Raw genomic sequence first — 23924 nt, forward strand, 5'->3', positions numbered from 1 at the left:
GCCGTCCGGATGGGGTCAATGCGGCGACGCGGTAATGCACGAGGTGTGTATTTCCGGCAATGCCCCTATCAGAGGAGATTGACAATGGCTACTGGCACCGTGAAGTGGTTCAACGCGGAAAAGGGCTTCGGCTTCATCGAGCAGGACGGCGGCGGCGCCGACGTCTTCGCCCACTACTCGAACATCGCCACCTCCGGCTTCCGTGAGCTTCAGGAGGGCCAGAAGGTGTCGTTCGACGTCACGCAGGGCCAGAAGGGCCCGCAGGCCGAGAACATCATTCCGGTCTGATCCGGGACGAAGCACCACCTGGCCGGGGGCCCGCACCACGACGGTGCGGGCCCCCGGCTTCGCTGCCTGCGCGGCTACCTTCGCCCGCCGTTCCGTGAGAGTCTGGCGACACTGGCCCCGCCCACCTACCCCTTGCTGAGGCATGATGCGCGTCACCATCGCCCGCCGACACTTCTACATCCACGCGATCGAGGTGGAACAGGCGATGAGCGGGGTCACTCCCGAGCCCGTCTCCGGTGCCTCGATCAAGATCGGCGGGATCACCTATCCCCCGATGCAGGTCGGCGCCGTTGTGACCCGCCAGGATCGTCGCGACTTCAGCGCGGGCGAGGTCATCCGGGCAATGCGTGCTCTGGGCTTCACCTGCGAGACCGGTGCCAACAGCAATTCCGGCGGTATCTGACCGTTGTCAGTGGCGCCCGGCATCATGGGGTGATGCCGCCGCCGCCCCGCCCGCTCAACCCGCCCCGCTCCCTGAGCCCCGCGACCGAGTCGATGACACTGCTCGTCGCCGCAGTGATCGTCCACGACCGCGAGAACGACCGCGTCGTCCTCATCCAGCGCGGCCCCGAGGCCACGTTCGCCCAGGGCCTGTGGGATCTCCCCTCCGGCAAGGCCGACCCCGGTGAGCCCGTCACCGCGACCGCCGTACGCGAGCTGCGCGAGGAGACCGGCATCGTCGTCGACCCGGCCTCCCTCCGCCTCGCCCAGCTCATCCACGGCGCCTGGGGCGTCGAGTCCCCCAACGGCTTCCTCACCGTGGTCTTCGCCACCGACGAGTGGTCCGGCGAGCCTCGCAATACCGAACCGGCCAAGCACTCCCATGCCGGCTGGGTCGATGTCGCCGCCATCCCCGAAGCATTTGTCCCGAGCACGTCGAACGCTCTCGCCCATTACCTGGCCGGCGCCTCGAAGGTGCTGCTTCACGGCTGGGACGGCTGACGCGTTTTCTGAGTAGGGTCGCCGACCGTGGAATACATACTGCCGCTGCTGGCCATTTCCCTCTTCGCGTACGGACTGACGGTTTCGGCCATGGAGAGCAAGATCAAGCGTGTGGAGCGCAAGCTCGATCTGCTGCTGCGGCATCTCGGTGTCGACGAGCCGACGCCCGCCGGGCTGGAGCGGGTGCGGGAGCAGCTGCGGCAGGGCCGGAAAATCCAGGCCATCAAGATCTACCGTGAGCTCACGGGCGCGGATCTGAAGGAGGCCAAGGAAGCGGTCGAGCGGCTGGACGGTCAGGGCGGCGTCGAACAGCTGTGACGGACGGGCTCGTTGAAGCCACTCATCGAAGGCGCTGGAAGACGCTCAATGGCGGGGCTCTTTGCCGGGGCTCTTTGACGGGCTCGACGCGGCCCTTTGCGGGGGCACTTGAACGCCCCGGCGTGGTCATCCGTATCCCTCACCGACCGGGATCGTCACGCACCCCCGCCGAGATCGAGATCGTGAGGACCAGCCGATGACCACCGCTCACTCCAGCCTCTCCTCCCTCCAGGCCCTCCCCGACGGGGAAGCCGAGCTCCAACTGGTCGTCCACCTGCGCTGGGAGGACCTCGCCGCCCTCGGCCGCGAGGCCAGCCGGCTCGCGGTGCGCATGCAACGCCCCGTCGGTCTCGACGAGGCCGCCACCCACCACCTCCGCAGCCGCCTCGCCGCCCCGGCGGCGCCTGCCCCCACCCCGGAACCGGCCGCCCCGACCGCCGCGCCGATCGCCATCACCGCCGGTCACACCGCTGGTCACACCCAGCAGGCCCAGCAGCCCGTCTCCACCGGCGCCCACGCGGCCGTCGCCGAGCACTCCGCGCGCGTGTCGTCGCTCGCCGGCCGGGCCCAGCAGGACCAGACGCCTGCGGCAGGCTGATCCGGGGGCCGTTGGCGTGGCCCTGGTGACATCTGTCGTGCCGGACCGGTGACCGACGCATCTGCCCACGCCTCCCCCTGGCACGGCAGTCTTGAGTCGGACACCGATCCGACACCCGGGGGGACAGGCAGACATGGACACATCCGGCAACGGCCTCGCCAACAGCGCGCTCTACGCGGTCATGCTGTGGTCGGCCGTCCTGGCCGCCCTGCGCATGCGGTCCCTTCGGCCGCGGCGGGCTCCGTTCCCGGTGGCGGCGCTGACGTTGTGGCTGCTGGTCGCCGTGCCCTCCCTCCTCCAGCTCGCCTTCCCCTCGATCTACCGCGCTCTCCACCGCGCGCCCGACCTGATCACGCAGCACGGCCAGTGGTGGCGGCTGCTCACCGCCGTCCTCGTCCAGGACGGGGGCGTCGGCGGCACCGCCTTCAACCTGGCCGCGCTCGCGGTCGTGGCCGTCGTCGCCGAACGCCTCTGGGGCCCCCGCCCCACGCCGGCGATCTTCGCTGCCTGCGCCCTGGCCATGAACGTCCTCGGCGTCTGGTGGAACGCCGAGGGCGGCGGCAACTCCGGCGCCACCTTCGGCCTCGCGATGAGCATGGCCGGCCTCGCGCTGCTGCGCGGCGACGGCCGTGTCCGCGTGCTCGCGCTGCCGGCCTGCGGCGCCGCCGTCGTCCTCGTCGCCATCGGTGACGGGCACGGCGTGGTCGCCCTGTTCGGCGCGGCGCTGGGTGTGGCGGTAGGCATGGCGCCGGGTACGGCGGCCGGAATGTCGGCGCCGGTCACCGCGTTGCCCGCACATGACGACCGACAGCAGGCCTGAAGTCGCCGAACTGCGGCTCGTGGTGACCGCCGAGGACTACGAAGCGGCGCTCGCGTTCTACCGCGACGTCCTCGGTCTGCCCGAGCGGGCCGCGTTCACCTCCCCCGGCGGCCGCGTGACCATCCTCGAGGCCGGCCGCGCCACCCTGGAGATCGCCGACCCGCCGCACGCCACGTACATCGACACGGTCGAGGTGGGCCGGCGGGCGGCCGGGCACATCCGGGTCGCCTTCCAGGTCCCGGACGCCGAGGCGGCCACCCGGCGGGCGGAGCGGGCGGGCGCGACCGTGGTCAAGGACCCCGTGATCACTCCGTGGAACTCCCTGAACGCCCGCCTCGAAGGGCCGGCCGGCCTTCAGCTGACCCTGTTCGAGGAGCTCGGCTGACCGGCTCTGCCGCCTCCGGCTTCGCGACCTGACCGCTCTCCCCGAAGTAGGCCCGGGACAGCCGCACCCTCAGCCGCCGGCCCCGACCCGACCCGTTGACGACGATCTTCGAGGGGCTGGCCGCCGACCGAGGCGCCATCGACCTCATGACCACCGGCCTGCGCGGCGTGCCCTCCCTCGACTCACTGCACGGGCACAACCACGAGACCGTCTCGGTCCTCATCACCCGCGCCCAGCAACAGGGCACCGTACGCGGCGACATCGTGGCCGAGGATCTCCTCTTCCTCCTGGCCGCCCTCGCCAAGCTGGTCCCGCTGTCCGCCGCCGTCGTGCCGGACGCCTGGCGCCGCTACCTCACCCTGTTCCTCGACGGGCTGCGTCCGGCGGCGGCCCGGCCGCTGCCCGCGCCGCCGCTCAGCATGGAGGAGATCGGCGACGTGCTGGAGCAGATGGGGTCATAGGTGGCCTGTGTCGTTCCACAGGCGAAGGGACGGCAGCCGGTCGGGGGCGTAACAGAGCACCGTCAGGGCGGCGTTGTCGTGGTTGAGGCCCAGCCAGCGCCACGGCGGTGCGTGCAGCGCGGCCCGAACCAGCCAGCCGACCAGGAAGTTGTGGGTCACGACCAGTTCGTGGACCTCCCCGTCCCCTTCGACGGGGCCGGTGAATGCGTTGAGGGCTCGGCGGGCGAGGGCTTCGCCCTCCCGTCGCTCCTGCTCGGTGTACCCGTCCAGGAAGCGCAGCAGCTAGCCGGCCGACTCGGCGGGCAACTCGTGCTTGTCGGGGGCGTACGGGACGTAGTCCCCGGCCATCGCCGACTCACGCAGCGGTACGCCGTCCAGCTGCTCGCCCACCAGCGCCGCGGTCTGCGCCGCCCGGGCCAGCGGGCCGTGGTGGACGACGGACAGCGGCACGTCCCGCAGCCGCTCGCCGAGGCGGGCGGCCTGGCGGCGGCCGGTGTCCGTGAGGCCGCTCTCGTCGGGCAGTGCCTGGGCGTGGCGGGCGAGATAGAGGTAGCGGGTCGCGTTGTGGGTCATGGCGTTGGGGACGTTGATCCGGAACGGCCGGTTGCCGTCGTGGGAGGATTCACCTGCGACGATCAGAAGATCAGCAGCCGGTCTGCGGGAGGACGAGCGCCCCATGCGTGACGAGACGATCGAGAACTTCCTGGAGCGGCTGGCCGCACGCGTGCCCGCACCGGGCGGAGGCGCGGCAGCCGCCCTGCACGCGGCGCAGGGCGCGGCGCTGGTGGGCATGGTCGCCCGCTACAGCACCGGCGAGAAGTACGCGCAGCACCGCGAGACCGTCGAGCGGGTCATCGCCGAGAGCGACGAACTGCGGGCCACCGCGCTCCGGTTGGCGGAGGACGACGCGGCGGCCTTCACCGCCGTCACGGACGCGTACAAGCTGCCGAAGGCCACTGACGAGGAGGCCTCGGCCCGTTCCGCCGCCATCGCCGCCGCGCTGGTCGGCGCGGGTCGGCCCCCGGCCGAGGTGATCGCGGTCGCGGGCCGGGTGGTCGACCTGGCCGCCGAGTTGCTGCCGATCGGCAACCCCAATGTTGTCTCGGACGTGGCCGCCGCCACCGAGGCGGCCCGCGCCGCCGCGACCACCGCCCGTGTGAACGTCGAGATCAACCTCGGTGGCATCAAGGACGAGCAGGCCCGCGCCGAACTCACCGCCTCGGCGGACGCGGTGGACGGCATCGCCGCCCGCGCCGAGCACGTCACGGACGCCGTGCGGAAGGAGATCGCCAAGTGAGCGCGCTGGTCCTGTCGGGCAAGGAGCTCGCCGCGTCGATCCGTACGGAGACCGCCGCCCGCGCCTCCGAGCTGACGGCCGCGGGCCGGCCGCCGAAGCTGGCGGTCGTCATCGCGACGGCGGACGAGTCCAGCGCCTGGTACGTACGCTCCATCGCGCGCGCGGCGGAGAGGGCCGGCATCGCGTGCGACCTCGTCGACCTCGGTGTCGACGCGAGCGCGGCGGAGATCCGCGCCCGGCTGGCCGCGCTCAGCGACGACCCCGGCGTGCACGGGATCATCCTGCAGACCCCGCTCCCGGACGGGGCCGCGCTGGAGGACCTCGCCTCGGCCATCGCCTTCGGGAAGGACGTGGACGGCGCGAATCCGCTCAGCCTCGGGCGGCTGGCCGCCGGGCTCCCCGCCTACGCGCCCGCCACCGCCGAGGCGGTCGTGGCGATCCTCGACCACCACAAGGTCGAGCTGACCGGCCGCCATGTCGCGGTCGTGGGCCGGTCGACGGTCGTCGGCAAGCCCGCCGCACACCTGCTGCTCGACCGGAACGCCACCGTCACCGTCTGCCACTCCCGTACGGCCGACCTGGCCGCCGTCACGTCGGCCTGCGATGTCGTGGTGGCCGCCGTCGGGCGGGCGGGGCTGATCACCGCGGCGCATGTGCGCCCGGGGGCGGTCGTGGTCGACGTCGGCACCAATCCGACGGAGGACGGTGGCCTGGTCGGCGATGTGGACGCGGAGTCGGTCGCGGCGGTGGCGGGCGCGCTGACGCCGGTGCCGGGTGGGGTCGGGCCGGTGACCACGGCTCTGCTGTTGCAGCACACGGTGCGGGCGGCGGCATTATAGGGGCGCGACCGTAGTTGTGTGGACCGTGTGAAAGCAGAGGCCGACGAGACTGTCCGCTCTCACATTCGTATGGCAGTCTCATTTCCGTCGTCATCCTTACGACCGAAGAGAAGACCCTGTGGCGCCCCTGCCCATCACCCTTGCGGCACGCCTGCTGCCCACCGTCGTCCTGGCGATCGTCGGCTGGTCCATGACGACGACCGGCAACTCGACCGCGGATGCGGGCAGCCGGAACTCAGCCGTGTCGCCCGCACCGTCCTCCTCGTCCTCCGGTTCCGGTTCCGGTACCGGTACGAATTCGGGGTCGGGGTCAGGCGCGTCGTACTCCACGCCGCCCGCGGCCTGCGGTTCGATCACGGCCGCCACCCTCAAGAAGCTCGTCCCGGACGTCAAACCAGCCGGCAAGGAGCTCAAGCTCACCGACCCGACGCACCGGACCGGATGCTCCTGGAACGCCCTCAAGGGCTTCGACTACCGCTGGCTCGACGTGACCTTCGAGGTCGCCGCCGCCGACAACGGCACGACAGGCCAGAGCGCCGAGGCGACCGCCCGCAAGACCTACGCCGCACAGAAGAAGACCTCGGCCCTGACCGGGCTCGGCGACGAGGCCTCCGTCAGCACATCGCTGACCAAGGAGAGCGGCCAGCAGACGCAGGAGGCGGTCCTCGTCGTACGCAAGGGCAACGCTCTGGTCACCGTCACGTACAACGGCAGCGACTTCGAGACCAAAAAGGCCCCGAGCGCCACCGACGTACGCCAGGGCGCGCTGTCGGCCGCGAAGGAAGCCCTCACCGCGCTCGGCAAGGCCTCGACCGTCGCTTCCTGAGCCTGCTCGGCCCCGGCCGCGGGACCGTTACGGCTGCTCGGCGGTGAGGTATCGCTGCACGGTGGGCGCCACCCATGCGATCACCTCCTCCCGGGTCATGGCGACGGCGGGCGGAAAGCGCAGCACGTACCGGGCCAGCGCCATACCCAGGATCTGCGAGGCCGCCAGCGCCGCGCGGGTGGCCGCCTGGCCGGGGTCGGGGCAGGCCACCGCCGCGATCGGGCCTATCTGTCTGCGGAAGATCTCCTGCATGCGCTCGGCGGCGGCTTCGTTGGTCGCACCCGCCCGCAGCAGCGCGGCGAAGGTCTCGTCCGCCTCCCACCGGTCGAGGAAGTGGGCGGTGAGCGCCGCGCCCAGGTGCGTGGTCGGTATGACGCTGACGTCGGGCAGCCGCAGATCGAAGTCGGACGCGGCCGCGAACAGCCCCTCCTTGTTGCCGTAGTAGCGCATCACCATCGACGGGTCGATGCCCGCCTCCTTGGCGATGGCGCGGATGGTGGCGCGTTCGTAACCGTCGGAGGAGAAGCGGTCGCGGGCGGCGGCGAGGATCGCGGCGCGGGTGGCGTCGGAGCGGCGGGTCGGGGTCGGTGGTGCCATGTCCACAAGCGTAGGCCAACAAGCGTTGACATGTCGAGGCAGGGCGGTTTACTGTTGTCAACAAGCGTTGACCAACAACCGTTGGCATTCGTAGGAGCTCGTGGATCCGCAGGAGGAAGCCATGACCGGCAAGACCCCCGCTCGCACGGACGTCCTGATCGTCGGAGCCGGCCCCACCGGCCTGCTCCTCGCCGGAGACCTCGCCACGGCCGGAGTCTCCGTCACCGTGCTCGAACGGCGGCCCCACGAGGTCAGCAACCTCAGCCGTGCCTTCGCTGTCCACGCCCGCGCCCTTGAGCAGCTCGACGCCCGCGGCCTCGCCGACGACCTCGTCGCCGCCGGCCACCCCCTCGACCGCCTCCGCCTCTTCGGCCGCCTCTCCCTCAACCTGACCGGCCTGGCCTCCCGCTTCCCCTTCGTCCTCATCGCTCCCCAGTACGAAGCCGAGCGCATACTGGAGCGTCGCGCCGTCAAGGCCGGCGTGCGCTTCGTGTACGGGGCCGAGGTCACCGGCCTGCGTCAGGACACAGAAGGCGTCGAGCTGGAGGTACACGACGGCGACGGCTCCGTCGCCCTCCACCGCGCCGCCTACGCCGTGGGCACCGACGGCCACCGCAGCGCCGTACGTGCCGCCCTCGGTCTGCCCTTCCCCGGTCAGTCCGTCATCAAGTCCATGGTCCTGGCCGACGTCCGCCTCGCGGAGAAGCCCGAAGGCCTGCTCACCGTCCAGACCACCGGCAGTGCCTTCGCCTTCATCGCCCCCTTCGGCGACGGCTGGTACCGCGTCATGGGCTGGGACCGGCTGGTCCAGCACGCCGAAACCGACCCGCTCGACCTGCGCGAAGTCCAGGACCTCGCCCGCCGCGCCGTCGGCACCGACTACGGCATGTACGAGGCCCGCTGGCTCTCCCGCTTCCACAGCGACGAACGCCAGGCCCCCGCCTACCGCGTCGGCCGCGTCCTCCTCGCCGGCGACGCCGCCCACGTCCACTCCCCCGCCGGCGGCCAGGGCATGAACACCGGCCTCCAGGACGCCGCCAACCTCGGCTGGAAGCTCGCCGCCGTCCTCACCGGCCGGGCCGACGACTCCCTCCTCGACACCTACCAGTCCGAACGGCACCCCGTCGGCCGCCTCGTCCTCCGCAGCAGCGGCGGCATCATCCGACTCGCCATGGCCCACAACCCCCTCCAGCGTGCCGCCCGCGACCTCCTCGCCTCCCTCGTCACCCACCTCCGCCCCCTCAACCGCAAGGCCATGGGCGTCATCAGCGGCATCGGCATCTCCTACGCCCCCGCAGGCCCCGGCGCCCACCCCCTCGCCGGCAAGCGCGCCCCGGACGTCCGCCTGGCCGACGGCAGCCGCCTGTACGAGGCGCTCCGCGCGGGCAGGTTCGTCCTCGTCACCCCGGCCGGTGAGCCGGCCACGGACCCCCGGGTCACCCCGGCGACCTGGTCCGGCGACCGCCGCATCACCCTGCTCGTCCGCCCCGACGGTTACATCGCCTGGGCCTCGGACACGGCCGACCCGGCGGCCCTCCGGGATGCCCTCGACCGCTGGACGGGCCCGGCCATATGACGGTGCCGCGAGGGTGCCCTTCGGGTCCTCCGCCTTGCCCCGCCTATGCTGCAGGGACAGCCCCTCAACTGGTGAAAGGCCCCGCGACATGAGCCCCCGCACCGCAGTCGTCACCGGCGCAAGCAGCGGCATCGGCGCCGCCACCGCCCGCAAACTCGCCACCGCCGGCTACCACGTCGTCCTCACCGCCCGCCGCGCCGACCGCCTCGAATCCCTGGCCAAGGAGCTCACCGCCGCCGGTGCCTCGGTCTCCGCCCACGCCCTCGACGTCACCGACCGCCCCGCCGTCGACGCCTTCGCGGCCTCCCTCCCCGAAGTCCACGTCCTCGTCAACAACGCGGGCGGTGCCTTCGGCGCCGAGTACGTCGCCAAGGCCGATCCCGACGACTGGCGTGCGATGTACGAGGTCAATGTGCTGGGCGTCCTGAATGTCACCCAGGCGCTGCTCCCCGCACTGACCGCGAGCGGTGACGGCACCGTCGTCATCCTGTCGTCCACGGCGGGCTTCGTCGCCTACGAGGGCGGTGGCGGTTACGTCGCCGCCAAGCACGGCACCCATGCGATCGCGGCCACGCTGCGGCTGGAGCTGTGCGGCGATCCGGTCCGGGTCATCGAGATCGCTCCGGGCATGGTGAAGACGGACGAGTTCGCGGTCACCCGCTTCCGGGGCGACGCGGACAAGGCCGCGGCCGTCTACGAGGGCGTGGCCGAGCCGCTCACGGCCGACGACGTCGCCGACACCATCGTGTGGGCGGTCACGCGTCCGTCGCACGTGAATGTGGACCTGCTCGTGGTTCGGCCCCGGGCACAGGCGGCGCAGCACAAGGTGCACCGGGTGCCCGGGGAGGGGTGAGCCGGCGCTCCGCGTCGTCGAGGGCGTCGGGGCGGCGTGCGGCCGCCCCGACGCGACCGCCGCCGACGCCCGCCGCCGGGCCGAGAAGCAGAGCCCCTCACCCCACCAGCGTCATCCGCCAGAACCGGTGAATCACCTCGCCGTATCCCCGGTGCGTCGGGTTCCGGCCCACATGGGCGAACGTCCAGTCCCGCGCCGCCTCGAAGTCCTCATCCGCCGGCCCCTCCGCCCCGCAGGTCGTGCAGCGGAACTCGAAGACGATCGGCGGCGCCTCCGGTGCGGTCTCCGGGCTGATGGTCCAGTCGGCGTACCGGACCACCGTGTGCGGTCGCTGCCGTGGCCCGGTCAACGCCCCCACCTCCGGCCCGCGTTCGCGTTGGCGGCGGCCACTCGCGCGCTCAGGCGCTCCGCCGCCGTCGCCGGTCGTACGCACTCCGGCCGGGCATCCCACTCCCGGCCGCCCCCGATCGGCCTGAGCTGTACGTAGGGGCCCTCGCGCCCCATCACCACGCCGACCGCGTCCCGGGCGGCGTCGATCACCACCTCACCCACCTCCGGCGTCCCGGTTCCGCTCGCCCCGTCCATGCAGGCCACTCCATCCCTCCGTGAGCAGGAAATCACGTTCCGTACTCACAGACTTCCCAACCCCGCGTACCCTGACCACTGCAAACGGCTCCACAGCCGCGCTGTGGACTGCGCGACAAGGGGGTCCCGCACCTTGCCCGAGCCCTACGGCGGCCCGGAGTACTTCGGCTCCGAAGTACGCCACGCCCGCCTCCACTCCGGCCTCACCCAGAAAGACCTCGCCGCCCGCACCAACTACGGCTCCTCGTACGTCGGCATGGTCGAGAACGGCGAACGCCTCGGCAGCGCCGACTTCGCCCACGGCTGCGACAAGATCTTCGACACCAGTGGCTACTTCGCGCGCCTGCGCGAGCGGTTGAGCGAACGCGGCCATCCGGAGTGGTTCGTGCCGTACATCCAGTACGAGAGCACGGCGACCCAGATCCTCGACTAGAGCGCGAACCTCGTCATGGGCATCCTGCAGACCGCTGCCTACGCCCGCGCGCTCTTCCGGGCCGCGTACCCCCGGGACGAGTTGGAGCTGACCGACGAGAAGGTGGAAACGCGTATGCGACGCCGCGAGGTGCTGCAACGCGAGGGGCCGCCGCTGCTGTGGGTGATCCTCGACGAAGGCTGTCTGCGCCGCGTCGTCGGCAGCCCGGACGTCATGCGCAAACAGCTCGCCTACCTGATGGAACAGGCAGAGTCCCCGCACATCGCCCTGCAGGTCCTCCCCTTCGCCAGCGGCGCGCCCACCGCCACCGAGAGCTTCACGGTGCTGAAGTTCGAGGGCGAGCCGAGTGTCGTCTACGCCGACACCCCGCTGTCAGGCCTCGTGTATGACTCGCCGAAGGACGTGTCCAACGCCTTGGAGAAGTATGAACGCTTGCGCGCGGACGCCCTCTCCCCGGAGGATTCAATTGCCATGATCCGCAGGGCGATTGAGGAGCTGTCTCGATGACCCCACAGTGGGAGAAGTCCAGCTACAGCAATGGCGAAGGCGGCCAGTGCGTCGAGTTCGCCCGCAACCTCGCAGCCTCCACGGGCACCATCCCCGTACGCGACAGCAAGGCCCCGGAAGGTCCGGCCCTCGCCTTCTCCCCCGCCGCCTGGACGACGTTCGTGAACGCCGTCCGGGAGGGCCGCAGTCAGTAGTAGTGAGGACCCTCCGCGGGCCGGCCCGGGAAGACGACTTCGAACCAGAGGTGTTCGACCCAGCGCAGGTGGTAGCACCGGACGGGATGGCCTGCCAAAGTCGGATGGCCGAGGGGAGATCCCCTCGGCCATCCGTCAATCAGGCGTCAACCGCGATACGGCTCCCAGCCGCTATTGCTTTCGCATCGTCCGGCGCACTGCCACTGCGATCCCTGCTCCGATGACTATCGACGGGACAAGGAGCAGCCAGATGGACACCTTTGGAACTGCCAAGTGCGCGATGGACAAGGTACTCACACCGGCAACGGCTGCTATGACGCCGCCGATACGGTCGGGTTTGCGAGATCGCCGGTTCAATCCGAGTCGTTCCCCGAGCTGAGCTCCGGGTCGCCGGCATGGCTCGCGTGATTGAACCAGCGAGCAACTGCATAGACAGGAATCATACCCAACGGATATGAAACGATACGCCAGCCGTCTGGAACCAGCCACGTCACAACTGTCGCATAGACCACGAGAATCAGCAGTGCGGCCGTGAGGAACTTGGCACTCCATGCCCGAGCGATGGCGGTATGTTCCGACGTTTGATGCATTGCCCGCCGGTCAATGGGGTCAGATCCATCAGTCATTGATTACCCTCACACTTCAGCGCTTCTCAGATTGTACATATGATCCGGGAGGGAGTCGCTCTCAGGAATAATTTTCCCTGAGAGCGACTCCTGGGATCATCTTGTTCCCGTCTCTGCGTTGACTACGACTGACCTATAGGAAACGCAATCCCAAGAACGTCTACAACCGCCAACGTCCCAGGTGCGCTCCATGGCCAACCAAGAAGTTTCGGCCTACGAGTAGAGGCGTCCCTTTGGGGCCTCTCTCAGTTTCATGCGTACGAGATCATCCCCTCGCCTTCCCCGCCAGCGCCTGGGAGGCCTTCGCCACCGCCACACGCGAGGCATTGCTCCGGTGACCCCCATCAGGACCCGCCCGTGCCCACACCGGTCCACCCGATCGTCTCGCGCTCCACAGCTACCGCGTCCACTCCTCTGCGTGTCAGTTGTACGAGGAGTAGGGCGGGGTGCGGCAGGAAAGCCAGCCGCACCCCGCCGCTATGGAATCGGCCTGCGTCGAAAACAGCCTGGTCGGCTACGTCGCTCCGCGCAGGTCTCCGCGCCGCCCGCTCGAGAAGGGTGAGGTGTCATTGACAGTGAACAGCCTTAGCCGTCCTTCTCGGGCTTTCCTCCAGAGCCTCTCGAATCAGCTTTGTAACGCATGATTGCGGAAGTCACTCCAAATGTGGCGAACCCGTACCAAATGGCACCCAGGAGCCCTCCGTGTACGAGGTTTACATATCCGAGAGATATCGAAATGATGCCGCCGATCGCGATCCAGAGAAGCACTATTCTGGCGAATCGAAACTTGTCTCCGGATGACAATTGAATCAGTCCTTTGCGTGCTTCAGTTTGTTCTTGAGCGAACCGACCCCCAGGTTTCTCTCCCGGGGGTCGGCCGATAATACGGATCCGAGCATGGGCGCAGCTAACGCGTCAGACCATCCTCCTTATCCACCGCGCTGCCCCGAAGTGGGCGCCGAGGCCTCCAAAGAAGGCCCACTCCCCCACGCTCTTCAGATACCCCTTGTTGCTCCATGAGCGACGCCCCTTGCGAGACATATGCTCAGCGCTATATTCGAACGATCCGGCGGCTGCTCCAGCGATAATTCCCGCAACCACGCATCCGATTCCAGGCAACGCTACGCAAGCAGCCGCACCCAGCCCGTAGGCCAGCATAATCCCACCGAAACGGATCGTACGCCGAACCCAGCGCTTCCAATAGCGATGCACGTGGCGACGTGCGCGGTGGTAGACGCACGAGGGGTGGTACCACACGCAGCGTCCTTCGAGATCGAATTGGTTAAGCGGGGACGCGTCAACGTAGTCGTAGGCGTTGGCGCTGCCGCCTGGTACCGGGTCGATGGACAGGAAGCGTCCGGTGGTGGGGTCGTAGAGGCGTACGCCCATGAGGGTGGCGCCGGTGACCGTTTCGCTGGAGCGTTGTTTGCTGCCGAGCCAGCCGTAGCGGGTGGCGGGGGTGCTGTCTTCGGGGTTGCCGTATTCGTCGTAGGACTGGGCGGTCGGGGCGACGCTGGTGTCCAGCGGGAGCTGGACGGTGGTGTCTCCGTGGATGTCGGTCAGCTGGAGGACTGTGCTGCCGGTGGCGCTGGTGGTGGCGTCGAGGTCTCCGCTGATGCCTTGGACGTTGCGGGTGACCGTCGAGCTGGTCTCCTGGGTCCAGTCGGGGCTGTCGCCGTCGGAGCCGTAGTGGTTGGTCTTGGACGCGGTCTGCGTCCAGGTGCCGGTGGAGTTGGATTCGGTGGTCCATGCGGCGAGGCGGCCGGCCGCGTCCAGGGTCCAGGTCTGCCGGTTGGTGCCGGAAGTCTGCTGGCGGACGAGGTCGTTGGCGTAGTAGCCGATGGTGGCGCCGCCGGCCTGGGTGGTGGTGCGACCGAGGGCGTCGTAGACGGTGCCTGAGGTTTCCAGGCGGTCGGCGCTGTCGTAGGTGGACGACGTCGTGGTGGCGCCGGTGCTGGTGCACGCGGAGCCGACGTCGCTGGTGGAGGTGGCCAGGGCGGTGCGGTTGGTGTTGTTGTCGAAGGTGTAGCTCCTGCGGGTGCAGGAGCTGTCGGCGGCGGTGTCGTCGGCCTGCGTCAGGCGGTCGGCCGCGTCGTAGGTGTAACTACGCGAACGGGTCTGGCCGTTGCTGTCGACGTCCGCGACGGTCTGTCCCTGGGCGGTGTGGTCGGTGGTGTCGGAGGCGACGACGGTGCCGTCGCTGTCCTTGGTGTAGACCCGGGAGGTCTCGGTGCCGGTCTCGTCCTGGGTGTCGGTGAGGGTGTAGCCGCCGGGCAGGGCCTCGGTGGTCAGGTCGCCGTCGCTGTCGTACGTGGCGGAGAAGGTCCCGGCGACGGAGTCGGTGCGGGAGGTCTCCAGGCCGCGCGGGTCCTTGGTGGTGTCGTAGGTGTAGGTGGTGGTGGACGGGGCCGAGTCGGTGGTCTTCACCGGGCGGTCCAGGGCGTCGTACGCCGTGGTCGCGGTGTTGCCGGCGCCGTCGCTGTAGGAGATCTGGCGTCCGAGCTTGTCGTAGCCGTAGCTGATGGTGCCCGCGCTGGTGCTGACCGTGGCGACCGTGCCGTACGTGGTGTCGTACGTCGTGGTCGTGTCCGGGACCGCCGTGCCCACGCCGCCGCTGACCGCGACCGTGCTGACGCGGTTGTAGCTGTCGTGGGTCGTGGTGGTGGTCCGGGTCACGGAGTTGGCGGTCTCGGTGACGATCGCCTCGTTGCCCCACCAGTCGTACTGGCTGGTCTTGGTGGGCAGTTGGGTGGGGTTGCTGCCGCCGCCGGTGATGGCGCCGGCGGGTCCGGTGGAGCAGACCAGGTCGGCCCATTCGGGGCGGCCGTTGCAGGTGCCGGTACCGGTGGCCGAGTAGTAGGTGGTCACCGTGGTGTCGGCGTCGGTGCCGTCGGTTGACTTGGGCTGGAGGGTCTTGATGACCCGGCCCTGCGAGTCGTACTGCGTGGACGTGGTGATCGCGAGGCCGCTGGGGTCGGTGACCTGCTTGGTGGGCAGGCCCTTGACCCAGTCGTAGGCCGTGGTGCTGGTGCGCACATCGGCGTCGGACGGGTAGCCGTCCACGGAGGCGCCGGCCTTGGTCGTGGTGATCTCGTTGGCGACGGTCGCGGTGCCGTCGGTGGGGCGGTTCTCGTCGAAGGTGTTGGCGGTGTGCGAGCGGGCCGGGATGACGGTTCCGGCCGGCAGGTCGGTGCCGCCGGATCCGGCGGTGAGGGCCGAGGTCAGGGTGACCTGGTGCAGGGGACCGTATTCGTCGGTCTCCCGCAGACCGTCGGAGGAGTAGACCGAGCTGGTGGACAACTGTTGGGCACGGTCGGCCGTGGACAGCCCGTCGATGCCCAGCGTGGTCAGTTCGGTCAGCTGGTCGCCGGAGGTGGCCAGGGCCAGCTCACGGTTGCTCGCCGTCAGGTTCCGGACGGTGTTGCCGAACCGGTCGTACTCGGTGGTGGTGATGTGCCCACCCGGGGAGGCGGTGTTCACCTCCCGCCCGGATGCGTCGGTGTAGGTGATGGTGGCCCGGGTGTAGGCGGAGGCCGCCAGGTCGGAGCCGGTGTTGGAGGTCGGGACCGAGTCGGGCGGGAAGACCGCCGTGGCGTCGGTCGGGACGTCGGTCTGGCCCCATGTGGCCACGGTGGAGGTGCCCATGGCGTTGGGGGCGCTGCTGCCGGACAGCGGCACGTCGTAGACGACCGAGGTCGTGGACGTGGTGCCGTCCAGGGTGCTCGCGGTGCCCTGGGTCAGGTTCTTCCGCGCGGCCGAGAGCAGCATGCCGGCGCCCGCGGTGGCGGCGTTGCCCGCCGTGCCGTAGGTGAAGGACCAGGCCAGCTGGCCCGGGTCGGCGTAGGTGGCGATCCGGCCCGCGCTGTCGTAGGTGTAGGCGGTGTACGTCGCCGCGTCGACGGCGTACTGCCAGGCGCCGGCCAGGCGGCCGGAGTTGTCGTACTGGTAGTACTCCACGGTCTTGGCCGTCGCCGTGGTGGCGCCGGGTTCCGTGGACCATTCCTTGATCGCCTTCACCGTCCCGGCGTACTCGCCGTAGCTGGTGGAGGTGGCCGTGGTGCTGGTGGAGTAGACGAACTGCAGCACGCGGCAGCCGGCCGTCGACGGAGTGGTCTGGCAGGTCGACTGCGAGACGGCGGAGGTGGGCGCGATCAGGTAGGTCGGGCGCGCCAGCGTGGTGCTGCCCGGCGCCAGCTCGGAGACCACCTTGGTGGTGGAGTTGTCGGTCGGCAGGTACGAGGTGGAGACCTGCCAGGTCGTGGCGGTCGAACCCGCCTTCACGAAGGTGGTCGTGGTGCCCTGGTCGTCCTTGAGGGTGAACGTGGTGGACAGCGACCCGGTCAGGGTCAGGTCCTCCGAACCCGGTTCGGGCTTCCAGCCACCGGCGGAAGTCGCCGTGAAGCCGGTCTCGTTGCCGTCGACGTCGACCAGCGCCACCGAGGTGGCGGTGGACTGCTTGACGTACGCCCAGTCCGAGGCGGTCAGTTCGGCGGTGACCCCGGAGGTCCACTGCGGACCGAAGATCGCCGCCTGGCCGGTGGCGTCCGACCCGGCGGTCGGCCGGCGGGAGGACGCGGTGCGCGACACCGACATCCCGAACGCCGAGACGTCGGTGGACGACAGCGTGAAGTCACCGGTGAGGGTGTTCACCGAACCCGGGCCGACGCTCTGCGAGGGCGCGGTGCCGGCGTTGCGGTCGATGGTGACGGTGTTGGACTGGCTGTATCCGGTGGTGGTGCCGTCGGTGAAGGCGGCCCGGATGTCGATCGGCCCGTCCGCGGACAGCGACGAGGTGACGTCCCAGGTCAGCGGGGCCGGGGCGCCACTGGTGACGGTGACCGGCCAGGCCGGGACGGCCGAACCGTCGGAGGTCTTGGTGACCTGGGCGACTGGGACGTTGGTCCAGCTGTCGGTCTCACCGCGCCGGTACTGGTACGTGACCCCGGTGTAGGTGGTCTTGCCGGTGGAGGTCAGGCTGACCCGGCGGGCGGTGCTGTCCCCGTTGCCGGGGGTGAGCAGGCCGGCCCCGTCGGCGCCCACGCCGAAGTTGTACGAGGTCGTCGCCGTGGAGATGTTGCCGCCGGAGTCGATCGTCTTGGCGTACAGCGTGTGCCAGCCGTCGCCGGGGGTGATCGAGATGGTCAGCGGGTCACCGCCGTTGCCATCCACGGTGTCGTACACGCTCTTGGGGGTGGTGGAGTCGTCCAGGCCCCAGGAGAAGCCCTGCCCGTCGGTGGACGTGGTGTCCAGGGTGCAGGTCACCGACCCGGACGCCTTCGCGGTCCAGGTGTCCTGGGTGTAGGTGCCGCAGGCGATGGTGGGCGCGACCGGCAGGGCGGTGTTCATCACGAACGTGGTGTAGCCCGACCAGGCCCCGTAGTCCGTCCCGTCATAGCCGCGGACCCGGTAGCGCAGGTGCACACCGGCCGGGAAGGCGCTGGCCGAGGGGATGGTCAACTTCGCCGTACCGCCCGACGACACCGACGCCGACGTCCCGGTGTAGGTGTACGTGGTGTCGGCGACCGCCGGGTCGGCGGTGATCTCGAACTGCCCCTTGACCGTGGAGCCGTCCGCGTCGGTGACCTTCGACGACAGGGTCGGCGTCAGCGACGTGACGTACCGCTTGCCGTTGTAGGCGTTCACCGCCGACGGCGAGATCGCCGACGAGCTGGTGGTGGCGTAGGAGTTGTAGGTCACCACCAGCTTGGGCGCGTACCCGCTGGTGCTGTAGTTCGCCGAGCGGAACCGCCGCCAGGTGGAGGAGTCGGTCTCGTCCTGGCCGTAGAGCATGACGCCGTAGTTGGCGGTGCCGTCGGCCCAGGCCTGCGTGATGGCCTGCAGGTTCCAGCTCGACCAGTTCGCGGGGCAGGAGGAGCTGTAGCCGTAGTGGCCGGTGTTGGTGGCCGCGCCGGTCCCGGTGGACGAGGGCCGGGTGGCCCAGGTCACCGACGTTGACGACCACGATGTGGTGAGCCGGCGAGCTTCGGTGGGCGCACCGGTGGTGGAGCAGGTCGCCGAGTAGTAGTTGTACAGCGACAGCGTCGAGGCCGTGATGTGCTTGCCGGCGAACTTCGACACGTCGAACATCATGTAGGCGCGGGCCAGGTCCGTACCGGAGTCGTACGTGCCGGACTTCAGCTCCTCGGAGGAGACCTGTGAGTCGGTGTAGTCCGGGGTCTGCAGCCAGGTGTCGGTGGTCACCGCCAACGTCGTGGTCGGGTCCACCGTGACCGGATACTGCGCCGTGGCCAGGAAGTTCGTGTCCGGGGTCAGCACCAGGGTCTGCGAACCGTCCGAGGCCGTCTCGACCTTGGTCGTGACCCGCTCGGCGTGCGCCGACTCACCGGAGGCGGGGTCCTTACTGGCGTCCCACATCATCGGCGCCGGCGCCTCGGCCACCAGCTTGCCGTTGGAGTCCTTCAGCAGCAGGTGCCCGGATGCGGCCTGGGACAGCCTCAGCCCGTGCAGGTTCAGCGGGATCCGGTAGGTGACCTTGTCACCGTGCGGCTGCTGGGTCAGCTTGATGTTCTCCGAGATGCCCTGCGCCAGCGCGCTCACCGACAGGGTCTGACCGCTGCCGAGGGCGTACGAGGCGGTGTTGTTCTTCACCGTCGGCGTGGGGAGCTTGGCGGCCCAGCCCAGCCCGAAGGACTCCTTGCCCTTGGTCACCGACGCCAGCCGGCTGTCCCCGCCGTCCGACACCGCGATGTCCGCGGTCGTCGCGCCCGGGGTCAGGTCCGCACCGGTGTCCGACAGCGCGGTGTTGATGTCCTTCCAGGTGCCGTTCCTGTTCACCCGGATCGGACCGGCATACGACTCGGTCCGTATCTCACCGCTCGGCAGCGCATACGTCGTCGAGGCCGCCGTACGCTCCGACAGCACCTCGATTTCCCGCTTCTGCAACCGCGCCATCAGCACGGCCGACGCCTCGTCCTGCGCCTCCGCAGGACCCAACGTGTGCTTCGCGGAGGATGTTGGGGTGGTCGTGGTCGCTTTCGCGTTCTCGACGGCGAGTGCCACCCCGCTGTCCGCGGCGACCAGTGCGGTTTCCGCCGCCAGTAGCATCGCGACGCCCGTGGCCACTTGGCGCAGCCATCGTGCCGACTGGGGCGCCCCCACCCCGGGTCTCGGTCTGTGACGCATCATCAATTCCCTCCCGTACATGACAGAACAGAGCTGATCTTCACGGGAGCCGGAGAAGGCGGATGCGGCAGGTCGTATACCAGGCCACGGCAAACTCAAAGAAGGGTCAAAGGATCTTCACGGGCCACTACCGGGTGACCGAAATGGTCTGCCCCATGCGCAACGATTGCCCGATTGGCCACCATCACCCTGATGAGTGAAATGCGGCTGAGGTTCCCGTACTTGGCTCAAGATTTTCCGAAGAAGTAAAGGAAGATACGGCCAAGCCGTGAAGAAATGGGCGCCTGATCGGACGCGTCCGACGCGACATTGTGGAGCTTTTTCGGATACGACCCCCTTCCGAACCCCACCTCGCCGGCGCCACCCAGCCGAAGACCCCGCCGCTCGTCCCCTTCGAGCGGCGGGGTCTTCGCCATCCGTACGTCAGCCCTTCACGCACACAACCTGCTTCAGCTTCGCGACGACCTCGACCAGGTCCCGCTGCTGGTCGATGACCTTCTCGATCGGCTTGTACGCACCCGGGATCTCGTCCACGACACCCGAGTCCTTACGGCACTCCACGCCCCGGGTCTGCTCCTCCAGATCCCGCGTCGAGAACCGCTTCTTCGCCGCGTTACGGCTCATCTTGCGGCCGGCGCCGTGCGAGGCGGAGTTGAAGGCCGCGGCATTCCCCAGGCCCTTGACGATGTACGAACCCGTGCCCATGGACCCCGGGATGATGCCGTGGTCACCGCTTCCGGCGCGGATGGCGCCCTTGCGGGTGACCAGCAGGTCCATGCCTTCGTAGCGCTCCTCGGCCACGTAGTTGTGGTGGCAGGAGATGACGGGGTCGAAGGTGACCTTGGCCTTCTTGAACTCCTTGCGTACGACGTCCTGGAAGAGCGCCATCATGATCGCGCGGTTCCGCTTCGCGTACTCCTGGGCCCAGAAGAGGTCACGCCGGTAGGCCGCCATCTGCGGGGTGTCGGCGATGAAGACGGCGAGGTCGCGGTCGACCAGGCCCTGGTTGTGCGGGAGCTTCTGGGCCTCGCCGATGTGGTGGTCGGCGAGCTCCTTGCCGATGTTGCGGGAGCCGGAGTGGAGCATGAGCCAGACGGAACCGTTCTCATCGAGACAGAACTCGATGAAGTGGTTGCCGGACCCGAGCGTTCCCATCTGCTTCACGGCCCGCTCCTGACGGAACCGGACCGCTTCCGCCAGCCCGTCGAACCCCGCCCAGAAGTCGTCCCACCCGGCCGTCGGCATGCCGTGGAAGCGGTCCGGGGTGACGCCCTCGTCGTGCATGCCCCGGCCGACCGGAATGGCCTGCTCGATCTTGGACCGGAGGCGCGACAGGTCACCGGGAAGATCGTTCGCGGTCAGGGAGGTCTTGACCGCGCTCATCCCGCACCCGATGTCGACGCCCACCGCCGCCGGGCATACGGCGCCGTGCATGGCGATGACGGAGCCGACCGTGGCGCCCTTGCCGTAGTGGACGTCGGGCATGACGGCGAGGCCCTTGATCCAGGGCAGGGAGGAGACGTTGCGCAGCTGCTGCATGGCGACGTCCTCGACCCCGGACGGGTCGGTCCACATGCGGATCGGGACGCGGACGCCGGGTACCTCGGTGTATGACATTTTCATCCCCCAGACAAACAGGTACAACAAATCAAGTCTTATCGAAAGCAGAAATCAAGCACAAAGCGGACTAAAAAGGTCCATGATCGGGCGCCCACCCAGACCAGTGCGGTAAACATTGTGTCCACCGGTCGCGTTACCGCGCCACGGGATTTCGAGGAAGGGGCCAGGTCAGTGCTGCCATCGGGAGACCGACCCCATTCGTCCCGTGCGGCGCGGCGGGCCGCGCTGTCCGTCACCGCGTTCGCCGTCGCGTTCGCCGCGCTGACGGCGTGCAGCTCGTCGAGCGGCTCGGCCGCCGGCGCGGCCGACGCGAAGGCGGCGACCGGTGCGGCGTCCACGACGGCGGCGCCGGGGAAGTACCGGGTGCTGCCGGAGCCGTGCGGGGCGGTGAGCGCGAACACGCTGAAGTCGCTGGTGCCGAACGCGAAGGACTACGCGGGCACGGCTGACCTGACGTACGACACCGACCGGCGGGTCGGGTGCGGGTGGACGGGCAGCACGAGCAACGGCAATCGCTATCTGCACGTCGATTTCCTGCGGGTGGTGTCGTACGACAACGCGGTGAGCGACGAGTCGCAGGCCACCACGGACTACGACGAGAAGGCACTCGCCGCCGGCATCGAGACGGCGACGTCCGCCTCGGCCGGCCCCTCGGACTCCGCCTCCGCCTCGTCGTCCGCGTCGGCGACGCCTTCCGCTTCCGCTTCGGACTCCGCCGCCGCCCTCGCGCCCCGCGCCCTGAGTGGCCTTGGCGACAGCGCGTACCTCGATGACGTGCTCAAGACCCAGGACTCCGGCGTGCACCGCGACATCACCGTCGTGTTCCGGAAGGCGAATGTGCTGGTCACCGTCGAGTACTCGCAATGGTCGACGGACAATTCGGTCGCTCCGGCCCCCCAGGAACTGCAGGACGGGGCCCGCGAGGTGGCGGGCGAAGTGGCAGATCAATTCGCCCGATAAGGCAAAACGCGTATTCTGGCCGTTTGCTGTCTGTACGAAGTGAGCGAAGGACCCATGCAACGATCAGCCCAGCGCCACGCCCGACTGCTCGCCTGCGCGGCCGCCGCGACCATCTCCGCAGCCCTTGTCACCGGCTGCTCGTCGGCCCCGTCGAGCTCGTCCGCCAAGACGGCGGCCGACGGTTCGGCCTCCAGCTCGGCCTCGGGCTCCGCCTCGCCGAGCCCGGTCGCCGCGAAGTACCGAGCGCTGCCGGAGCCGTGCAGGACGATCTCCGCCAAGACCGTCACGTCGCTCGTCCCGAAGCTGAAGAAAGCCTCCGGCGACGCCGCCAGGTCCTCGGACGCCACCTCCCGGGGCGGCTGCTCCTGGAACGGCCTGGACGGATACCAGTACCGCTGGCTGGACGTGGCCCTGCAGCGCTTCGACACGGTCGCGGGCGTCGGCACGGCCCAGAACCAGGCGGAGAAGCGGTATACGGAGCAGCTGACCGAGACCAAGGCGGTCAAGGGCGCCGGCGCGGAGGCGGTCACCGGCGTCGGGGACGCGGCGACCGTCGTCACGGCGGAGGTGAAGAAGGACAAGGAGCAGTACGAGGACGTGACCGTGGTCGCACGGACCGGGAATGTCGTGGTGATCCTGTCCTACAACGGCGCGGGCTTCGAGACCGCGAAGACCCCGAAGGCGTCGGCTCTGCGGACGGACGCACTGAAGGCCGCCAAGGAGGCCGTGGCGTCGGTCGCGGCGAAGAACGCGTAACAACTACTGCCCCTCCTGCACCGATTACGCCGCTTTGTGCGTCTTGCCACTCATCCCATATGACAGGCTGGCCCCGCCAGTTCGGCGAATGCAGGAGGGGCGGGCGTGGCCGCGATACCTATGACTCGGACGCACCGGATCTTGGCCGGTGTGGTCGTGACCGGGGCGGTGGTGATTGCCGCGATCGGCTTCGCGGGATCGTACGCGGCCGTACGGGAGTTGGCGCTGGCCAAGGGCTTCGGCTGGTTCGCGAACGTCTTCCCGGTCGGCATCGACGCGGGCATCGTCGTGCTGCTGGCCCTGGACCTGCTGCTGACCTGGCTGCGGATCCCGTTCCCGCTGCTGCGGCAGACGGCCTGGCTGCTGACCGCCGCCACCATCGCCTTCAACGGCGCCGCAGCGTGGCCGGACCCGCTGGGCGTCGGGATGCACGCCATCATCCCGGTCCTGTTCGTGGTCAGCGTCGAGGCGGCGCGGCACGCGGTGGGCCGGGTCGCGGACATCACCGCCGACCGGCACATGGAGTCGGTACGCATCACCCGCTGGGTCCTCGCGCCCTGGCCGACCTTCCGGCTCTGGCGGCGGATGAAGCTGTGGGAGCTGCGCAGTTACGACGAAGTGATCCGCCTCGAGCAGGAGCGGCTGGTCTACCAGGCACGCCTGCGGGCCCGTTACGGGCGGGCCTGGCGCCGCCGGGCACCGATCGAGGCCCTGATGCCGCTGCGGCTCGCGCGGTTCGGCGTACCGCTGTCGGAGACGATCCCGGCCGTGCCGGACGAGCTGTCGCCGACCACCCCGGCACCGTCACCCGCGGCCATCGTCGCCCCGGCCCAGGAGGCAGCCGCCCCCGTGCCGTTCCCCGCCCAGCGCCAGGCGGCCCCGCCGATCGACGCCAACGGCATGCCCCTCTCGCCGTGGGCCCCGTCCCCGACGCCGCAGCCGGAGCCGATGTGGCAGCCGGAGCCGGAGCCCGTACCGGTGCAGCCCCGGACGGCCGCCAACGGCCGCCGTCCTCTCGCGACCGGCCCGGAGCCGGAGCCGCCGTCCGTCCCGCTCCCGGACGGCGTCGCGCGCGAGGACGCGTACTTCCACGCCTATCGCACCATCGTCGCCGAGACCGGTGAGCGGCCCAACGCCCGCCGCTTCGTGCGCAAGCTGAACGAGCTGTACGGCGGCGACATCCTCCCCGAGCGGGCCGTGGTCAACGACATCCGTGAGCTGCACGAGCGCTTCAGCAGCGAGATGGACGACCAGTACGTGCCGTAGCCGGGGCCATGATCACGGCGGCCCCGGCTTACGG

Annotated in this window: 24 protein-coding genes and 1 pseudogene; 19 read left to right on the plus strand and 6 right to left on the minus strand. The window is 69.6% G+C overall.

Annotated features, from left to right (window positions below; all coding sequences use genetic code 11):
• Window positions 1-84: 84 nt before the first annotated feature.
• From ACFXJ5_RS03295 to ACFXJ5_RS03330, 8 genes are all read left to right on the plus strand, one after another.
• Window positions 85-288: a cold-shock protein gene (locus ACFXJ5_RS03295; RefSeq protein ID WP_127361257.1), complete on the plus strand. Its 204-nt coding sequence runs from the start codon at window positions 85-87 to the stop codon at window positions 286-288.
• Between the two features lie 142 nt (window positions 289-430).
• The gene (locus tag ACFXJ5_RS03300; protein ID WP_384626071.1) at window positions 431-691 is read left to right on the plus strand and encodes an SCO5918 family protein; all 261 of its coding nucleotides are present in this window, start codon (window positions 431-433) and stop codon (window positions 689-691) included.
• Between the two features lie 32 nt (window positions 692-723).
• Window positions 724-1230 (plus strand): NUDIX domain-containing protein, encoded by a 507-nt coding sequence (locus tag ACFXJ5_RS03305; RefSeq protein ID WP_384626074.1) that lies wholly within the window; start codon window positions 724-726, stop codon window positions 1228-1230.
• Window positions 1231-1257: 27 nt separating this feature from the next.
• Complete coding sequence (locus ACFXJ5_RS03310; RefSeq protein WP_384626076.1) at window positions 1258-1548, plus strand: ribosomal protein L7/L12; 291 nt, start codon at window positions 1258-1260, stop codon at window positions 1546-1548.
• Window positions 1549-1744: 196 nt separating this feature from the next.
• Complete coding sequence (locus ACFXJ5_RS03315; protein ID WP_384626078.1) at window positions 1745-2146, plus strand: hypothetical protein; 402 nt, start codon at window positions 1745-1747, stop codon at window positions 2144-2146.
• A gap of 133 nt (window positions 2147-2279) precedes the next feature.
• Entirely contained in the window at window positions 2280-2966 is a 687-nt protein-coding gene (locus ACFXJ5_RS03320) for a rhomboid family intramembrane serine protease (RefSeq protein WP_384626080.1), read from the plus strand.
• Window positions 2944-3351 (plus strand): VOC family protein, encoded by a 408-nt coding sequence (locus tag ACFXJ5_RS03325; protein WP_384626083.1) that lies wholly within the window; start codon window positions 2944-2946, stop codon window positions 3349-3351. Before ACFXJ5_RS03320 ends, ACFXJ5_RS03325 begins: the two co-directional genes overlap by 23 nt.
• A gap of 95 nt (window positions 3352-3446) precedes the next feature.
• Complete coding sequence (locus tag ACFXJ5_RS03330; RefSeq protein WP_384626085.1) at window positions 3447-3812, plus strand: SbtR family transcriptional regulator; 366 nt, start codon at window positions 3447-3449, stop codon at window positions 3810-3812.
• Here ACFXJ5_RS03330 and ACFXJ5_RS03335 read toward each other — a convergent pair.
• Window positions 3807-4385 (minus strand): annotated as a pseudogene (locus tag ACFXJ5_RS03335) (histidine phosphatase family protein). The gene ACFXJ5_RS03330 and the pseudogene ACFXJ5_RS03335 sit on opposite strands and share 6 nt — an antisense overlap.
• 103 nt (window positions 4386-4488) lie before the next feature.
• Between ACFXJ5_RS03335 and ACFXJ5_RS03340 the strand changes: the two are divergent.
• The 3 genes from ACFXJ5_RS03340 (at window position 4489) to ACFXJ5_RS03350 (ending at window position 6774) form a co-directional block, all read left to right on the plus strand.
• A complete protein-coding gene (locus ACFXJ5_RS03340; RefSeq protein ID WP_384626087.1) occupies window positions 4489-5109 on the plus strand; it encodes a cyclodeaminase/cyclohydrolase family protein in 621 nt (206 codons plus the stop codon).
• Window positions 5106-5948, plus strand: coding sequence for a bifunctional 5,10-methylenetetrahydrofolate dehydrogenase/5,10-methenyltetrahydrofolate cyclohydrolase (locus tag ACFXJ5_RS03345; RefSeq protein ID WP_384626089.1), 843 nt, complete (start codon window positions 5106-5108; stop codon window positions 5946-5948). Before ACFXJ5_RS03340 ends, ACFXJ5_RS03345 begins: the two co-directional genes overlap by 4 nt.
• Window positions 5949-6066: 118 nt before the next feature.
• Window positions 6067-6774, plus strand: coding sequence for a hypothetical protein (locus ACFXJ5_RS03350; RefSeq protein ID WP_384626092.1), 708 nt, complete (start codon window positions 6067-6069; stop codon window positions 6772-6774).
• A 27-nt stretch (window positions 6775-6801) separates the two neighbouring features.
• On the opposite strand, the gene ACFXJ5_RS03355 is transcribed toward ACFXJ5_RS03350, so the two are convergent.
• Complete coding sequence (locus ACFXJ5_RS03355) at window positions 6802-7371, minus strand: TetR/AcrR family transcriptional regulator (RefSeq protein ID WP_384626095.1); 570 nt, start codon at window positions 7369-7371, stop codon at window positions 6802-6804.
• A 121-nt stretch (window positions 7372-7492) separates the two neighbouring features.
• On the opposite strand from ACFXJ5_RS03355, the gene ACFXJ5_RS03360 reads away from it, so the two are divergent.
• Both ACFXJ5_RS03360 and ACFXJ5_RS03365 read left to right on the plus strand, forming a co-directional pair.
• On the plus strand, window positions 7493-8947 hold the full coding sequence (locus ACFXJ5_RS03360) for an FAD-dependent monooxygenase (RefSeq protein ID WP_384626099.1): 1455 nt from the start codon (window positions 7493-7495) through the stop codon (window positions 8945-8947).
• Between the two features lie 88 nt (window positions 8948-9035).
• Window positions 9036-9800, plus strand: a complete 765-nt coding sequence (locus tag ACFXJ5_RS03365; protein WP_384626102.1) for an SDR family NAD(P)-dependent oxidoreductase — start codon at window positions 9036-9038, stop codon at window positions 9798-9800.
• Between the two features lie 97 nt (window positions 9801-9897).
• Here the strand turns inward: ACFXJ5_RS03365 and ACFXJ5_RS03370 are convergent, their stop codons facing one another.
• On the minus strand, window positions 9898-10149 hold the full coding sequence (locus ACFXJ5_RS03370) for a DUF7848 domain-containing protein (protein WP_384626104.1): 252 nt from the start codon (window positions 10147-10149) through the stop codon (window positions 9898-9900).
• Window positions 10146-10385, minus strand: a complete 240-nt coding sequence (locus tag ACFXJ5_RS03375) for a hypothetical protein (protein ID WP_384626107.1) — start codon at window positions 10383-10385, stop codon at window positions 10146-10148. The genes ACFXJ5_RS03370 and ACFXJ5_RS03375 overlap by 4 nt, the downstream gene beginning before the upstream one ends.
• Window positions 10386-10518: 133 nt before the next feature.
• Here ACFXJ5_RS03375 and ACFXJ5_RS03380 point away from each other — a divergent pair, with 133 nt between their 5' ends.
• From ACFXJ5_RS03380 to ACFXJ5_RS03390, 3 genes are read left to right on the plus strand one after another with little or no spacing between them, the layout of a single operon-like run.
• Window positions 10519-10818, plus strand: coding sequence for a multiprotein-bridging factor 1 family protein (locus tag ACFXJ5_RS03380; protein ID WP_384626109.1), 300 nt, complete (start codon window positions 10519-10521; stop codon window positions 10816-10818).
• Window positions 10819-10833: 15 nt separating this feature from the next.
• Window positions 10834-11325 carry a DUF5753 domain-containing protein gene (locus ACFXJ5_RS03385; RefSeq protein ID WP_384626112.1) on the plus strand — a complete coding sequence of 164 codons (492 nt, stop codon included), beginning with the start codon at window positions 10834-10836 and terminating at the stop codon, window positions 11323-11325.
• Complete coding sequence (locus ACFXJ5_RS03390) at window positions 11322-11519, plus strand: DUF397 domain-containing protein (protein ID WP_384626115.1); 198 nt, start codon at window positions 11322-11324, stop codon at window positions 11517-11519. Before ACFXJ5_RS03385 ends, ACFXJ5_RS03390 begins: the two co-directional genes overlap by 4 nt.
• A 1541-nt stretch (window positions 11520-13060) precedes the next feature.
• On the opposite strand, the gene ACFXJ5_RS03395 is transcribed toward ACFXJ5_RS03390, so the two are convergent.
• Window positions 13061-19228 carry a DNRLRE domain-containing protein gene (locus ACFXJ5_RS03395; RefSeq protein WP_384626117.1) on the minus strand — a complete coding sequence of 2056 codons (6168 nt, stop codon included), beginning with the start codon at window positions 19226-19228 and terminating at the stop codon, window positions 13061-13063.
• Between the two features lie 483 nt (window positions 19229-19711).
• Window positions 19712-20905: an RtcB family protein gene (locus ACFXJ5_RS03400; RefSeq protein WP_384626119.1), complete on the minus strand. Its 1194-nt coding sequence runs from the start codon at window positions 20903-20905 to the stop codon at window positions 19712-19714.
• Window positions 20906-21079: 174 nt separating this feature from the next.
• Here ACFXJ5_RS03400 and ACFXJ5_RS03405 point away from each other — a divergent pair, with 174 nt between their 5' ends.
• The 3 genes from ACFXJ5_RS03405 (at window position 21080) to ACFXJ5_RS03415 (ending at window position 23890) form a co-directional block, all read left to right on the plus strand.
• On the plus strand, window positions 21080-21868 hold the full coding sequence (locus tag ACFXJ5_RS03405; protein WP_384626122.1) for a hypothetical protein: 789 nt from the start codon (window positions 21080-21082) through the stop codon (window positions 21866-21868).
• A gap of 54 nt (window positions 21869-21922) precedes the next feature.
• Window positions 21923-22624, plus strand: coding sequence for a DUF3558 family protein (locus ACFXJ5_RS03410; protein WP_384626124.1), 702 nt, complete (start codon window positions 21923-21925; stop codon window positions 22622-22624).
• Window positions 22625-22744: 120 nt separating this feature from the next.
• Window positions 22745-23890: a DUF2637 domain-containing protein gene (locus ACFXJ5_RS03415; RefSeq protein WP_384626571.1), complete on the plus strand. Its 1146-nt coding sequence runs from the start codon at window positions 22745-22747 to the stop codon at window positions 23888-23890.
• Window positions 23891-23924: the final 34 nt, after the last annotated feature.

Source organism: Streptomyces sp. NPDC059373, assembly GCF_042751495.1.
Lineage (GTDB): Bacteria > Actinomycetota > Actinomycetes > Streptomycetales > Streptomycetaceae > Actinacidiphila.